The organism is Neobacillus drentensis, assembly GCF_036962125.1.
GTDB lineage: Bacteria > Bacillota > Bacilli > Bacillales > Cytobacillaceae > Neobacillus > Neobacillus drentensis_B.
Genome location: NZ_JBALOA010000004.1, coordinates 95776 through 109718, shown reverse-complemented (window position 1 = coordinate 109718; position 13943 = coordinate 95776). Strand labels below are relative to the sequence as shown.

Annotated in this window: 16 protein-coding genes; 13 read left to right on the top strand and 3 right to left on the bottom strand. The window is 44.0% G+C overall.

Features of this window, described 5'->3' with window-relative positions; all coding sequences use genetic code 11:
* The first annotated feature begins 13 nt into the window (after positions 1-13).
* The 8 genes from mobA to V7121_RS04005 all read left to right on the top strand — a co-directional run bounded on the left by mobA (position 14) and on the right by V7121_RS04005 (position 6427).
* Complete coding sequence (gene mobA, locus V7121_RS04040) at positions 14-613, top strand: molybdenum cofactor guanylyltransferase (protein ID WP_335545811.1); 600 nt, start codon at positions 14-16, stop codon at positions 611-613.
* 25 nt (positions 614-638) lie between these two features.
* Positions 639-1871, top strand: a complete 1233-nt coding sequence (locus V7121_RS04035) for a molybdopterin molybdotransferase MoeA (RefSeq protein WP_335545808.1) — start codon at positions 639-641, stop codon at positions 1869-1871.
* 13 nt (positions 1872-1884) lie between these two features.
* Positions 1885-3816, top strand: coding sequence for a molybdopterin biosynthesis protein (locus V7121_RS04030; protein WP_335545806.1), 1932 nt, complete (start codon positions 1885-1887; stop codon positions 3814-3816).
* A 5-nt stretch (positions 3817-3821) separates the two neighbouring features.
* Positions 3822-4286: a molybdenum cofactor biosynthesis protein MoaE gene (locus tag V7121_RS04025; RefSeq protein ID WP_335497402.1), complete on the top strand. Its 465-nt coding sequence runs from the start codon at positions 3822-3824 to the stop codon at positions 4284-4286.
* Positions 4279-4512: a molybdopterin converting factor subunit 1 gene (gene moaD / locus V7121_RS04020; RefSeq protein ID WP_335497404.1), complete on the top strand. Its 234-nt coding sequence runs from the start codon at positions 4279-4281 to the stop codon at positions 4510-4512. The genes V7121_RS04025 and moaD overlap by 8 nt, the downstream gene beginning before the upstream one ends.
* 5 nt (positions 4513-4517) lie before the next feature.
* A complete protein-coding gene (locus V7121_RS04015; RefSeq protein WP_335497405.1) occupies positions 4518-5537 on the top strand; it encodes a thiazole biosynthesis adenylyltransferase ThiF in 1020 nt (339 codons plus the stop codon).
* A 163-nt stretch (positions 5538-5700) separates the two neighbouring features.
* Positions 5701-6021 (top strand): YwdI family protein, encoded by a 321-nt coding sequence (locus tag V7121_RS04010; RefSeq protein WP_335497407.1) that lies wholly within the window; start codon positions 5701-5703, stop codon positions 6019-6021.
* Positions 6022-6052: 31 nt separating this feature from the next.
* Positions 6053-6427: a DUF423 domain-containing protein gene (locus V7121_RS04005; RefSeq protein ID WP_335497409.1), complete on the top strand. Its 375-nt coding sequence runs from the start codon at positions 6053-6055 to the stop codon at positions 6425-6427.
* 101 nt (positions 6428-6528) lie between these two features.
* Here V7121_RS04005 and gerQ read toward each other — a convergent pair whose 3' ends face one another.
* Positions 6529-7011, bottom strand: coding sequence for a spore coat protein GerQ (gene gerQ / locus V7121_RS04000; protein ID WP_335497411.1), 483 nt, complete (start codon positions 7009-7011; stop codon positions 6529-6531).
* A gap of 234 nt (positions 7012-7245) precedes the next feature.
* Complete coding sequence (hemQ, locus tag V7121_RS03995; RefSeq protein ID WP_335497413.1) at positions 7246-7989, bottom strand: hydrogen peroxide-dependent heme synthase; 744 nt, start codon at positions 7987-7989, stop codon at positions 7246-7248.
* Between the two features lie 257 nt (positions 7990-8246).
* Between hemQ and pta the strand changes: the two genes are divergently transcribed.
* Positions 8247-9218, top strand: coding sequence for a phosphate acetyltransferase (gene pta / locus V7121_RS03990; RefSeq protein ID WP_335497414.1), 972 nt, complete (start codon positions 8247-8249; stop codon positions 9216-9218).
* A gap of 214 nt (positions 9219-9432) precedes the next feature.
* Positions 9433-10263, top strand: coding sequence for a lipoate--protein ligase family protein (locus V7121_RS03985; protein WP_335497416.1), 831 nt, complete (start codon positions 9433-9435; stop codon positions 10261-10263).
* A 229-nt stretch (positions 10264-10492) separates the two neighbouring features.
* Here the strand turns inward: V7121_RS03985 and V7121_RS03980 are convergent, their stop codons facing one another.
* Positions 10493-11290, bottom strand: coding sequence for an RsfA family transcriptional regulator (locus V7121_RS03980; RefSeq protein WP_335497417.1), 798 nt, complete (start codon positions 11288-11290; stop codon positions 10493-10495).
* A 277-nt stretch (positions 11291-11567) separates the two neighbouring features.
* On the opposite strand from V7121_RS03980, the gene V7121_RS03975 reads away from it, so the two are divergent.
* The 3 genes from V7121_RS03975 to V7121_RS03965 all read left to right on the top strand — a co-directional run bounded on the left by V7121_RS03975 (position 11568) and on the right by V7121_RS03965 (position 13826).
* Complete coding sequence (locus V7121_RS03975) at positions 11568-11789, top strand: DUF1450 domain-containing protein (RefSeq protein ID WP_335497419.1); 222 nt, start codon at positions 11568-11570, stop codon at positions 11787-11789.
* Positions 11790-11959: 170 nt separating this feature from the next.
* Complete coding sequence (locus V7121_RS03970; RefSeq protein ID WP_335497421.1) at positions 11960-13258, top strand: HD domain-containing protein; 1299 nt, start codon at positions 11960-11962, stop codon at positions 13256-13258.
* A gap of 64 nt (positions 13259-13322) precedes the next feature.
* On the top strand, positions 13323-13826 hold the full coding sequence (locus V7121_RS03965) for a YwgA family protein (RefSeq protein WP_335497423.1): 504 nt from the start codon (positions 13323-13325) through the stop codon (positions 13824-13826).
* Positions 13827-13943: the final 117 nt, after the last annotated feature.

Sequence of the window (13943 nt, the reverse complement as noted above, 5' to 3'; positions counted from 1 at the left end):
AGGTGCTCCCTATATGAATGCTGCGGCAATTATTTTATCAGGTGGAAAATCAAGCCGGATGGGCACCAATAAAGCCCTTTTAAAGATAAATGAGAAAACGAACATCGAGAGAATTGCAGATACGCTAAGTCGGTCGTTTAATGATATAATCCTTGTAACCAATCATCCTGAACAGTACGAATTTTTAGGAGTGAAGATGGTCAAGGACTATTATCCAAATCAAGGACCGCTTGCAGGTGTGCATGCCGGCTTGAGTTCATCCAATTTTGATACAAATTTTATTGTAGCTTGTGATATGCCATTTGTTTCAGTCGAACTCGCTGAGCTGCTCGTAACCAAAAGCGCTGATTATGATGCGGTCATCCCAATCATTAATGGAGTTCAGCACCCATTATTTGCTGTCTTCAACAAGAGGGTGTTGAGCGGGGCTGCGGAAAGTATTGAAGCAGGACGGCTGCGAATGAAACATCTACTTGACACCTTACATGTTCTGTATGTGACAGAAAAAGACCTTCAGGAATGCGGCAGTATCGATTTAGAACGAGTCTTTTTTAATATGAATCACCCAAATGAATATGAGGATGCCAAAAAGTGGGCCGAAGCAGATTTTTAAGGTTATAAGGGGGAAAAAGGGAACCATGCAATTTTTCAAAGTGAAGACAGTTGAAGAGACGTTTGCCTTAATAGAGGAAAAAGTACCGGCAATCAAAGCCACAGAAGTACGGGGCCTGGAAGACTCACTCCACTATATTCTAGCGGAACCAGTCATTGCGAAGGAAAACGTGCCGAGTTTTGATCGTTCAACTGTGGATGGATATGCTGTTCGTGCTAAGGATACGTATGGTTCTTCCGAATCCATGCCAGGCTTCCTCACGGTTACAGGGGAAGTGAAAATGGGTGAGGTTCCAACTGCAAAGTCTGGCCGAGGAAACGCTGTGTATGTACCAACAGGAGGCATGCTTCCTGAAGGAAGTGACAGCGTTATCATGATTGAACATTGCGAAGATGTCGATCAACTTTTAAATACGTACAAGCAGGTGGCCCCAGGTGAGAATGTGATTCGTGCTGGGGAAGATATTAAAGAAGGAGAAGTCCTTCTTACGGCAGGAACGAAGCTTCGCCCGCAGGAGTTAGGAGCACTCGCTTCGTTAGGAATAGCTAATGTCACCGTTTTTCGCAAATTGAAGGTTGGGTACCTTTCATCAGGGGATGAGATTGTTCCCTATCAAACCCAAACTCTTGTTGAAGGTCAAATCCGCGACATAAACTACTTAACGATTTCAGGGTTAGCGAGTGAATGGAATATAGAGGTGATCTACGGGGGAATTGTTCGTGATGAGTATCAAGAGTTTCAACAAAGGGCACGCGATCTTTATCAACAAGTGGACTGTTTAATCCTTTCCGGCGGAAGCTCGGTCGGCGCAAAGGATTATACAACGGAAGTCATCCAGTCATTAGGAGACCCTGGTGTCTTTGTCCATGGGATCTCAATTAAACCAGGCAAACCTACCATTCTTGCATTGGCAAATGGAAAGCCAGTGATTGGACTGCCTGGTCACCCAGCCTCTGCGATGATTATTTTTAAATTGTTTGGTGAGCGAATACTACGAAAGTTAATGGGCGAGGTTACTCGGCAAAAACCGGAGCGTATTTTTGCTAGAATCACCAAGAACATTCCTTCCTCACCGGGACGGTCCGATTATATTCGCGTCCGTCTGTTTGAAAAAGAAGGAGAATGGTGGGCTGAACCCATTATCGGTAAGTCTGGTTTAATCACGACTCTCGTCAAAAGTGATGGGATTGTCGAGATTAGTTCAGAAAAAGAAGGAATAGCACAGGGGGACTACGTACCTGTGATTGCATCACGATAAGGGGGTCCAAGTCATGGACTATAAACATTTTAAACGAAAAATATATTTAGAAGATAAACCCCGAGCACAAGCTAGAGAAGAAATTCTCGAGGCTTTTAGACTGACCCCGGAAAAAGAAGAAATCTCAACTATTACCGCCTTGGGCCGTGTCACGGCTGAACCTATTTTTGCGCGGGTGTCAATGCCGCACTACCACGCCAGCGCCATGGATGGAATCGCTGTGGTGGCAGAAAGTACATATAGTGCCCATGAGCAAAATCCTCTGCGTCTGAAACGCGGCGGAGAATTTTGTTATGTGGATACCGGCAACGCGATTCCTTCTCCTTTCAATGCTGTGATTATGATTGAGCATGTTGATGTGATTGATGAGGAAACGATTGAAATCATTGAACCAGCAACGCCATGGCAGCATATACGTCCGATTGGTGAAGACGTGGTACAAGAGGAAATGCTTTTTCCACAAGGGCATATCCTACGGCCAGCGGATTTAGGCGTCTTGTTAGCAGGACAACAAACGGTCATTCCGGTCGCAAAGAAACCGGTTGTGACCATCATTCCAACCGGCAATGAATTGGTTGAGCCAGGTGCAGAGCTGGCCCCGGGAAAAATTATTGAATTTAATGGTTCTGTATTTGCCGGTTTCATCAAGGAGTGGGGCGGAGAACCAAGGCTGCACCCGATTGTGAAGGATGAACCGGAAAACATTAAGGCCGTGCTTTTAGAAGCAGCCGAAACGTCCGATATCATCGTCATCAATGCAGGCTCCTCTGCAGGTTCAAAGGACTACACGGTTCACATTATTGGGGAAATCGGTGAAGTCTTTACCCATGGGGTCGCCGCACGGCCAGGAAAACCTGTTATTTTAGGAAAAATAAATGGAAAAATAGTCGTTGGAGTTCCGGGCTATCCGGTCTCTGCTTATTTAGCACTTGAGTGGTTTGTTAGACCCCTAGTCTGCAAGTATCTGCAAATTCCTGAGCCAAAAAGACAAACAGTGAACGTTAAGCTTGGACGCCGTATAGTCTCCTCAATGGGTGCGGAGGACTTCGTCCGCATGAATATTGGCTATGTGAATGGACAATTTGTGGCTAATCCGCTCACCCGTGCGGCAGGCGTTACGATGTCCTATGTTCGTGCCGATGGTATGTTAATTGTGCCAGCAAACATTATTGGTTATGAACAAGGTGATACGGCCGAGGTAGAATTGCTGCGGCCGCTTGAAGAAATTAAAAATGCGATCGTCTTCTGCGGCAGTCACGATTTGACGATTGATTTATTGTCGTCCCAATTGAAGAAGACGCGCACGGACATGAAAATTGTTTCTTCTCACGTTGGCAGTATGGCTGGGATCATGGCGATTCGTAAAGGAGAGGCCCATGTAGCAGGGATTCATCTGCTCGATCCGGCTACAAAGGAATACAATCTTTCCTATGTAAACAAACTATTGGCTGGCCAAGATGTGATTCTTTATCCGTTTTTAAAAAGAAAGCAAGGCTGGATTCTGCCAAAGGGCAATCCACTTGGAATTGAGTCCGCAGCGGATATCGCTCGAGTAAAGGCTAACTACGTTAATCGCCAAAAAGGGGCGGGGACCCGCATTCTTTTAGATCTTCTGCTTGAAGAAGGAAACCTCTCGCCAGAAGATATTATCGGCTATGACCGAGAAATGTTCTCGCATTTAGCGGTTGCGGCAGAAGTAAATGGAGATGCTCATGGGGCCGGACTTGGAATTTATCCTGCTGCCAAGGCAATGGACTTAGACTTTGTTCCGGTTGCAGATGAAGAATATGATTTGTTAATGACAAGAAGCTTTTATGAAAGTGAAAGCGGACAGTTGCTGATTGCAATGATTCAATCAGCCAATTTTAAAGCGCAGGTTGAAAAGATTGGCGGATATCAAGTGGTTGAAAATGCAGAGCCAAAGTGCTTAGAGGTAGAGGTGTAATCAGAATGATGTACGAAATTTCAAAGGAACCAATTAATATACAAGCGGTTATTGATAAGGTTGTGCAGCGTGAAGCCGGTGCAATTACTACTTTCATCGGAACGGTCCGTGAATTAACAAAGGGTAAGAAAACACTTTTCCTAATTTATGAAGCATACGAAGCGATGGCTGTGAAGAAGCTTGAACAGATTGGTCAAGAAATTGAACAGCGCTGGGAAGGGGCTCACGTGGCAATCACTCACCGAGTGGGCCGCTTAGAAATTACCGATGTGGCGGTCGTGATTGCAGTCTCCACCCCGCACCGCAATGATGCGTATGAAGCCAATCGCTATGCAATCGAGCGGATTAAAGAAATCGTCCCTATTTGGAAGAAGGAACATTGGGAAGAAGGCGAAGCATGGATGGGTAATCAACTTGAAACGGTTGCCTACCCAAGCGGGAAACCGGAGGAGAGTGACTTAAATGAATAAGATTTTGTTTTTTGCTCATTTACGTGATGCTGTCGGTGAAGAGTTTCTTTCCATTGATGCGAGTGGAAAAACAGTCGCTGAGTTAAAAGCAGAGTTAACAGCCAAGTATCACTTGCCGAAAATGGATACTGTGATGACTGCGATTAACGAGGAATTTGCTTCAAACGACGAAGTGATTCAAGCTGGTGATGAAATTGCCTTTATTCCGCCGGTAAGCGGGGGCTGATGATCATGAACGAACGGTATTCACGGCAGGTTCTCTTTTCTGGAATCGGTAAAGAGGGACAAGCCAAGGTTAGCAGCAAACACGTATTGATTATCGGTGCGGGTGCCCTAGGATCAGGGAGTGCGGAGATCCTGACTCGTGCCGGTGTTGGCAAGATTACGATTGTCGATCGTGATTATGTCGAGGCGAGCAACCTGCAGCGCCAGCAACTGTACACTGAAGAGGATGTAGCTGAAAAACTTCCTAAAGCGGCAGCGGCAGAAAAACGCCTCACCTCGATCAATTCAGATGTAGAAGTGGTTGGGATAATCGGTGATGCGACGCCGCAATTGCTGGAGGAACTGGCAGCTGGCGTGGATCTGATGTTGGATGCAACGGATAACTTTGAAACCAGAATGGCCATGAATGATGTCTCACAAAAGTATAATATTCCGTGGATTTACGGGGCCTGTGTCGGAAGCTTTGGCATGACGTTTTCAATTATTCCAGGGAAGACGCCTTGTTTGAATTGTTTGTTGCGTTCCATACCTCTTCAGGGGATGACGTGTGATACAGGCGGAATTATCTCGCCCGCTGTGCAAATGGTGATTGCTCATCAAACAGCGGAGGCACTGAAGATGTTGGTTGAGGATTGGGATGCAGTCCGAACTTCATTTGTCAGCTTTGACCTATGGAGAAATCAATATACAAGCATGAAGATGGCAAAGGCAAAGTTTGCTGGCTGCTTATCGTGTGGTGACGAGCGGACCTATCCATATCTCGAACAAGAAAATATGACGAAGACAATGGTGCTGTGCGGCCGTGATACGGTGCAGATTCGTCCATCATCGACCGGCGAAATCTCATTGGAGCGCCTTGCCGGACAACTGAGCTCACTTGGGCTTGAGGTGAAAGGCAATCCGTATTTAGTGTCAGTCGACATGGGCGAAGAGCGGATGGTTATCTTCCAGGATGGCCGCGCCCTTATTCACGGTACCAAGGATATGATCCATGCAAAGGCGATTTACCAACGAATATTAGGTTAAGCAATGACCCGTACCTTGTGAGGTGCGGGTTATTTTTTTCATAGTTTCGACATGTTTCACGTGGAACATGTCGAAGTGTCTGCTAGTTTTGAAGGCTAATTTTTCGAAAAAAGGGCCATACTCATGTAGAATAGAAGCGAGACTGAAATTAGAGGTGTCAAACGTGAATATATCTGTCCAAAAACTATTAACGAAGATAGAAGAAGAATTGAAACAGGCAAAAAGCAGCACAAGAGAAGAAAGTTTACGGGAAAAGGTCTACTCTATTAAAATATTGTGTGAATTATTGTTAGATGAAAAACCAGCTTTGAAAAGCGAGGCTCCGGTGGCACCGCTGCCTGTGGTTCAACCTGTCAACTCGTTCCAGGCCTTCCAACAGCCTGTGATGAATCAACCAATCATTCAACAGAGCGCGCCAATACAACAGCCTAAAAAACTCGACATGGAAAACGAAGCAAATGGGGATTCATTGTTTGACTTTTAAAATACAAAGCGGAAAAAGGGGAGATTTTTAGATGAAAGCATTTATTATTGTGGGTGCGATCAATGCCTTTATGGCAGTGGCACTTGGTGCCTTTGGGGCCCATGGATTAAAGGATAAACTAGATGCATATTATCTGGATATTTGGAAAACCGGTGTCACCTACCAAATGTTTCACGCCATCGGGATTTTAATCATTGGTTTACTAATTAGTAAAGTAACAGCCGCCAGTCCACAATTTACTTGGTCGGGATGGTTAATGCTCGCTGGAATTATTTTTTTCAGCGGAAGTTTGTATGTACTGAGCTTAACAAAGATAGGCATTCTAGGAGCAATCACACCAATTGGCGGAGTATGCTTCTTAGCCGCGTGGATCTTAATCATAGTTGGAGCGGTGAAACATCTCTAATAGAAAGTTAGACATCGGGTCTGTGAACTGCCCGATGTCTTTTTTGTCCCTCAAAAAAATAAACACCAATTGACGGTCAATTGGTGTTGGCTTCATAGGATTTATCTTGGCGGGTAAGTAGCCATAGGTGGCGCACTGCCATATGGATATTCATACTCAATTTCCTCAGAGAACTGAATATAATCAACAGCGACCATTGGAATAAGGTAACGAGTCCCAACTTGTGGATCACTCAGGATGACATGGTCTCTTCCAGCCGCTTCTATAATCCCTTTAAATTCCTTCGCATTCCATTGATTATTACCTTCGAAAGTGGCAAAAACACTAACCAATTTACCTTTATTTAAGCGTAAAATATTTTCAATGTAGGACTGCTCAATTGGCAATTGACCTGGAGCCATCCCTGCAGGTGCACCCGCACCTGCACCTGTACCGGCACCTGCTGGTGGAAATTGTGGGAATCCTTGTGCGCCAGGTGCTGGATAAAAGCCTTGACTGCCCCCTTGTACCCTTGGATCTGCCTGCTGCTGCCCATTTGCTCCAGTATAAGGTTGGAATCCCTGTGGATTGTAGAATTGATTCATCTTTTTCCCTCCTAAAAAGTGAATAAAACGAGTGGCACAATATCCTATTCATACTCCCTCACTCCCAAATATGTTCCAATGGGGAAAAATAAAATTTATAGTATTTAAAAGGAGTGGAGTTCTTTCATAGACTCGCTGTTTAAATACTATGAGCACAGGCAACAGAATATGACTAGCTAAAAGGGGGAAATAGCAAAAAAGTCCCCAGCCGAAGCTTGAGAACTTTTTAATAAATTATACATGAAGGAAGCTAGCTACGCGTTCTTCCTCTAAGATGTTACCAACAAAGAACGATCCGAATTCTCCGTATCTAGCACTAACTTCATCAAAACGCATTTCATAGACAAGCTTTTTAAACTGAAGGACTTCGTCCGCAAACAGGGTTACGCCCCATTCGTAATCGTCAAAACCGACAGAACCGGTAATGATTTGCTTGACTTTCCCTGCGTATGTACGGCCAATCATTCCGTGGCTACGCATTAAACTTTTCCGCTCAGCCATCGGCAACATGTACCAGTTATCGTTGCCCTCACGTTTCTTATCCATTGGATAGAAGCAAACATGCTTTGTTTTAGGAAGCGTTGGGTATAGGCGTGCTAAAATTTGTGGATTCTGATACGGATCCTCGCCTTCAGGTAAATAGTTACTTAACTCAACAACGGAAACATAAGAATGGGCTGGGATTGTGAACTCAGCCAATCTTGTTTTATTGAATTCCGTTTCAATTTGGTTCAGTTCTTCCATCGTTGGACGCAGAATCATCATCATAAAATCAGCTTTTTGACCAACAATTGTATATAAAGCATGGCTGCCTTCTTTACGTTCCTGGGTGGCATTCCATTTCTCAACTAGACTTAAAAACTCGTGGATGGCGGCTTGGCGCTCATCGCTAGGGAGCATTTTCCAAGTAGTCCAATCAACGGTACGGAAATCATGGAGGCAATACCAGCCATCAAGCGTTACTGCTGCTTCACTCATTATAATCACTCCTAAATAATCATTCTTCTTATTTACAATCTATACTATATCATAGTTTGACCTAGTGGCGCGCGAATAAACCTATGGAAACAAGTGAATGGATATTTTTCATGGAAAAAGTAAATAGTAAATCCTAGAGTGTAATTTTTTGAAAAGATAAACTTCTATTCTGAAACCGTTTTCTGTGAGTCTTATCATTGAAATTTAAAAAAGGTAAAGTATGCTAATTAAGTAGGTTGATTAAGGGAGGATTAGTTGTGAGTGATTTATTTGAAGGATTAAAACAAAAAATTTCTGGACGTGATCTGAAAATTGTTTTTCCAGAAGGATTAGACGAGCGGATTGTCAAAGCAGCGAGCCGTTTAGCTGCGGAAAAATTAATGACACCGATCTTGATTGGCAACATTGAGCAGGTTCAAGCGAAAGCAAGTGAGCTTGGCGTTTCCTTAGATGATGCGGAAATTTATGACCCGGCAAGCTACGCAGGCATGGACGAGCTTGTAAGTGCCTTTGTTGACCGCCGCAAAGGGAAGGCAACTGAAGAGGATGCACGCAAAATCTTGCTAGATGAAAACTATTTTGGCACGATGCTGGTTTATTTAAATAAAGCCCACGGTCTTGTCAGCGGTGCAGCCCACTCGACGGCAGACACCGTGCGCCCTGCGTTGCAGATTATTAAGACCAAAGAAGGCGTCAAGAAAACGTCTGGTGTGTTCATCATGGTTCGTGAGGATGAAAAGTATGTGTTCGCTGATTGTGCGATTAATATTGCCCCAGACAGCAATGATTTAGCTGAAATTGCGCTTGAAAGCGCGAAGACCGCGAATATGTTTGATATCGAGCCGCGCATTGCCATGCTCAGTTTCTCAACAAAGGGTTCCGCAAAATCGCCTGAAACGGAGCGAGTGGCGGAAGCCGTGGCCGAAGCGAAGCGTCGCAACCCATCGCTTGTTTTAGACGGAGAATTCCAATTCGATGCGGCCTTTGTTCCGTCTGTTGCTAAAAGTAAGGCACCAGATTCGCCTTTACAAGGGGATGCGAATGTATTTATTTTCCCAAGCCTAGAGGCAGGCAATATCGGCTACAAAATTGCGCAGCGCCTTGGCGGCTTTGAAGCTGTTGGACCGATCCTACAAGGCTTAAATGCACCGGTAAACGATTTATCACGCGGCTGTAATGAAGAAGACGTCTACAAGCTGGCGTTAATTACCGCAGCACAAGGGTTATAGGAGTTTTATTTTGGCAGGGAGCTAGTCCATTGTTGCGGACTGGCTCCTCTTTTGGGTTATATTCCCAATTTTTGTATTAATGTCCCGTGTTTTTGTAAAATTCGTGCTTACTTTTGTAAAATTATCATGTTTTTCGTAAATAAAGTATAATATTTTGTATAAATAACGACCGGAGTATCTAAAAATTCTAGTAAAAACCTAAGGAGCCATCGAAATGGAAGGATTACTACGCCAGCCGCAATGGCGAATCATTGATCAATCATCAATGGGGATTCACTTTCAAGCGATCCAATCGTTTGGAACCGACGATACCCTATGCGCGTCAGTCGGATCATCACAGGCACCGGCAACTGCACGAACATGGGTCCATCACAATACAGTTGTTCTAGGGATTCAGGATACGAGATTACCATTTTTACAAGAGGGAATTCAATTCTTAAAGGAACAAGGCTACCAAGCGATTGTCAGAAACTCCGGCGGTCTCGCTGTCGTCCTCGATGAAGGGGTCCTCAATATTTCTTTAATTTTTCCTGAAGCAGAAAAAGGGATTGATATCAACCGCGGCTATGAGGCGATGTGGCGGCTCATTCAAAACATGTTCGCCGACTTTCCGCACCAAATTGAAGCGCGGGAAATTGTCGGTTCTTATTGCCCGGGAAGTTACGATCTGAGTATAGAGGGGAAAAAGTTTGCTGGCATCTCGCAGCGCCGTCTGAAAAAAGGGGTCGCCGTCCAAATTTACCTTTGTGTGAATGGAAGCGGCAGGAAGCGGGCCGAGTTAGTAAGGCAATTTTACAAACTGGCAAAACAAGAGGCAGAAACCAAATTTGCGTATCCAGAAATTGTTCCTGAAGTCATGGCTTCGCTCGCAGAATTGCTCGGGACGGAGTTTACGATTGCCGATGTGATGCTCCGTCTTTTAAAGCAGTTAAAAGAATATAGTGAGCGATTATATGCTGGACCATTGAACAGTTATGAACTCGATTTATATCCTGGTTATTATCAACGAGTCTTCGACCGCAATGAAAAAATTGCGTCCATGTAAAAAGCCGTAAATCGTAATGTGGCGATTTACGGCTGTTTTTCAAAGAGATGTTGCGCTTTAACTCTTCTCCCAGTACTTACTGTCTAGCGCCAGAGCCCAGCGGCTAGTGTCCTTCGCTCTTTTCCCTACGATAAGTCAACATCGAATCGCTACGCTCTCCGTGTTTCTTTTATCTCAGTCAAAACGCTCCAGGCCATACGCCGCTAAACGGGCTCTTCTGCTTTTCTGATTATTCCGCTACTTTCTCTAAGTTCCCATTACGATCCATTTTAAATTTTGTAGCTGGTCTTTCTTCTTCTTCAAATAACACAAGCTTACGGGCGCGGTTCATAATTTTCATTAAGGTCTCGTAATCTTCTTGAATCGTTTCGGTATTCTGCTCGAGTCCTTCGATTTTAGCAGCCATTTCTTCATTTTGTCTTCTTAGGTCGGCGATTTCTCTCTTTAATCTTTCATTCTCACTTTTTAATGCTTCATTTTGCAGATTGGAATGATGAAAGTTTTGCAAGTAAGTAATAACTGAATCAAGTGAAAGCCCTGTGGTATTGGCCTGACGGTACGTTTGGGCCGGTCTTTGAACCTGTGCCTGTGTTTGTACGGGTGCTTGTACCTGCGCTGTAATGGCTGCAGCAGGGTTAACATACGTTTCCTCTGCGGCCTCTGCTGTCATATCTGGCAGATCGAACGTGGTTTCCAGCGGCATCTCCACTTGACCCGGCATTGTTTCAAACTCGGCTGTTCCAGTGAGCGGCGGGCTATACAATAGCTTTTTCTTGCCGCCTTGCTCTTTTCCTAACACTCTCTGTCTTTGTTTTCGCTGCTTTTTAGCTAATTGCAATGCTTTTTCGTAGCGGTGACGGACAACGGCATTCCATCTGAATCCACAAGCAGCCGAGGTACGATTCAACTTATCGCCCACCTCTTCAAAAGCATTCAATTGGGTACTGCCTTCTCTTACATGTCTAAGGACAGTCTCGGCTAAAAGCAAATCATTCTCATCTGTCCACGCATCTTGACGAACTTTCATATGTTCAACTCCCTTTTATAGTTTTTGGATGAACCCGACCTTATTTCTTGACGAGTTTTTAAAAGTTCTAGTCTTATGATGGACAAGTTTATGAGGCTTTATACCAAAATGGTTGCAAGGATAGTAGATTTTTTTAACGAGTTTAGTAAAGATTGCAACTTGCATTCGAAAACAAGAAAATGTAAAATACCATAGGAGTTAATTGAATGTTTTAAGATAGCCAAGTTGGCTAAAATAATTATATATACATTGTTCGAAACAGAAAGGATTGTCCTACATGTCTAATGAATTTCGCGTTTGCGATGATTGTCAAGCCGTGAATTTAAAGACATTAATCCCTCGTTTGAAAGAACTAGATCCGGAGGCTGAAATCAAAATTGGCTGCCAATCCTATTGTGGACCTGGCCGGAAAAAGACCTTTGCCTTCGTTAATAACCGCCCGGTTGCGGCAATGACAGAAGAGGAATTAATGGAAAAAGTGAATAAGAAGATAAAATAAGTCACCTTTGCCTTAAAACTCAGGTGATTTTTTTTCCCATTCATGTCGAAAAATCGTGTAGAATTTTGCTGAAAAAAGGGTGGTTATTGGGATATAATAGAAAATATCAGTGCAGGTGGGCTTGATGCTTTTAAGCGCCAGAAGCAAGTTTACGAGGAAGAGGGATGTCTATGGCATATTCAGCGGAAAAGCTCAGTGAAGAAAAAGTGTTTAAGGACCCTGTCCATCGCTACGTCCACGTACGTGACTTGGCCATCTGGGATTTAATCGGAACGAAAGAGTTTCAGCGCTTGCGCCGTATCAAACAGCTCGGAACAACGTTTTTAACCTTCCATGGCGCAGAGCATAGCCGCTTCAATCATTCTCTAGGTGTCTATGAAATTGTTCGCCGCATCATCGATGATGTGTTTGCGGGCCGTCCTGAATGGAATGATGAGGATCGCTTGTTGACTCTATGTGCTGCGCTTCTCCATGACCTCGGCCATGGTCCATTTTCCCATTCCTTTGAAAAAGTATTTGATTTTGATCATGAGGAGTTTACCCGGCAAATTATCTTGGGGAACACCGAAGTAAATCATGTGTTGTTGCGTGTGGGACCTGATTTTCCTAAAAAAGTGGCCGAAGTGATTGCGAAAACCTCAGAGAAAAAGCTGGTCGTTAGTATGATTTCCAGTCAAATTGATGCCGACAGAATGGATTATTTGCAGCGCGATGCCTATTTTACCGGTGTCAGCTATGGTCAGTTTGATATGGAACGAATTCTGCGGGTGATGCGGCCGCGCGAAGATCAAGTTGTCATAAAAAAAAGCGGCATGCATGCGGTGGAAGATTATATTATGAGCCGCTACCAGATGTATTGGCAGGTTTATTTCCACCCAGTATCACGCAGTGCGGAGGTTATTTTGACAAAAATCCTTCACCGCGCCAAGCAGTTGTTTGAGGAAAACTATTCTTTTAAATATGAACCAATCCACTTTACATCCATCTTCAATGAAAAGGTAACCTTAGAAGACTATTTAAAATTAGATGAATCGGTGATTTTATACTATTTTCAAATATGGCAGGAAGAGTCAGACCCAGTGTTAAGCGACCTCTGCCGGCGGTTTGTCAATCGCAATCTATTCAAATTTGCAGAATTTGACCCAGCGAAAGAATACAAAAAGCTTGCCGAACTAGGTTCATTATTCAAAAAGGCAGGGTTAGATCCTGAGTATTATTTGGTGGTAGATTCTTCGTCGGATTTGCCGTATGATTTCTATCGTCCCGGTGAGGAGGAGGAGCGGCTGCCGATTCATTTGCTGATGCATAGCGGGGAATTGAAGGAGCTTTCGCGGGAATCGGAAATTGTTGATGCGATTTCGGGGAAAAGACGGACGGATCATAAGCTCTATTACCCCGCTGATTTTCTTCTTGATGATTCAACTAAAAAAACGGTAAAGAGGCAAATTCGCGCCCTTTTAGACTTATAGAACGAATGATTGGTACCTGACACCCAAAATGATCTGTTTTAGATGGAGTAGGAGATGACGAGCGTTGTTAAATGATCATGCGAAATTGATGCAGGCGGTTATGGTTTCCGGTGAGATTATCGGACGCAAGAAGCTGCAAAAGATGATATATATTGCGAAGAAGGTAGCATTTCCCTTTCATGAGCGGTTCCAGTTTCATTTTTATGGTCCATACTCAGAGGAGTTGACGTTACGGGTTGAGGAGCTTTGTAATATGGGGTTTCTCAATGAGGTGAAGGAGAAAAAGGGCGGCTATTTTCAATATCGCTACACGTTGACAGAGCCGGGGAAAGAGTTTTTAAGTTTAAATGAGGTGGAGATGCCGTTTTTGCAGGATTGCCTCGCTGATATGAATGAGCAGAATGCTAGATTCTTGGAGCTGGTTTCAACGGTTTTATATTTTGATAATCTCTCAAAAGAAGAAGTGACGGACAAAGTATTTACGTTAAAGGCAAGCCAGCGCTATACGGAAGCGGAAATTGATGAGGCCTACCAATATATCGACTCGTTAAAGGCGAAAATACAATAATTAGGGGGTAAACACTGCTTGAACCAGCTGCTTGCGCAGAGGGTCAGGTGGTGTTTTTTTGTTCTTTTAAGGAGTAGTTCCGAAAGATATTTTCTCTGGTATTATGAGTAGTTTTGT

What these genes read in the sequence shown, in the direction of transcription:
- V7121_RS03985 (WP_335497416.1), top strand. Translation starts at nt 9,433, where the DNA reads ATGGAAGGATTACTACGCCAGCCGCAATGGCGAATCATTGATCAATCA.
- V7121_RS04005 (WP_335497409.1), top strand. Translation starts at nt 6,053, where the DNA reads ATGAAAGCATTTATTATTGTGGGTGCGATCAATGCCTTTATGGCAGTG.
- V7121_RS04015 (WP_335497405.1), top strand. Translation starts at nt 4,518, where the DNA reads ATGAACGAACGGTATTCACGGCAGGTTCTCTTTTCTGGAATCGGTAAA.
- V7121_RS04035 (WP_335545808.1), top strand. Translation starts at nt 639, where the DNA reads ATGCAATTTTTCAAAGTGAAGACAGTTGAAGAGACGTTTGCCTTAATA.
- V7121_RS04030 (WP_335545806.1), top strand. Translation starts at nt 1,885, where the DNA reads ATGGACTATAAACATTTTAAACGAAAAATATATTTAGAAGATAAACCC.
- gerQ (WP_335497411.1), bottom strand. Translation starts at nt 7,011, where the DNA reads ATGAATCAATTCTACAATCCACAGGGATTCCAACCTTATACTGGAGCA.
- V7121_RS04025 (WP_335497402.1), top strand. Translation starts at nt 3,822, where the DNA reads ATGATGTACGAAATTTCAAAGGAACCAATTAATATACAAGCGGTTATT.
- moaD (WP_335497404.1), top strand. Translation starts at nt 4,279, where the DNA reads ATGAATAAGATTTTGTTTTTTGCTCATTTACGTGATGCTGTCGGTGAA.
- hemQ (WP_335497413.1), bottom strand. Translation starts at nt 7,989, where the DNA reads ATGAGTGAAGCAGCAGTAACGCTTGATGGCTGGTATTGCCTCCATGAT.
- mobA (WP_335545811.1), top strand. Translation starts at nt 14, where the DNA reads ATGAATGCTGCGGCAATTATTTTATCAGGTGGAAAATCAAGCCGGATG.
- V7121_RS03975 (WP_335497419.1), top strand. Translation starts at nt 11,568, where the DNA reads ATGTCTAATGAATTTCGCGTTTGCGATGATTGTCAAGCCGTGAATTTA.
- V7121_RS03970 (WP_335497421.1), top strand. Translation starts at nt 11,960, where the DNA reads ATGGCATATTCAGCGGAAAAGCTCAGTGAAGAAAAAGTGTTTAAGGAC.
- V7121_RS03980 (WP_335497417.1), bottom strand. Translation starts at nt 11,290, where the DNA reads ATGAAAGTTCGTCAAGATGCGTGGACAGATGAGAATGATTTGCTTTTA.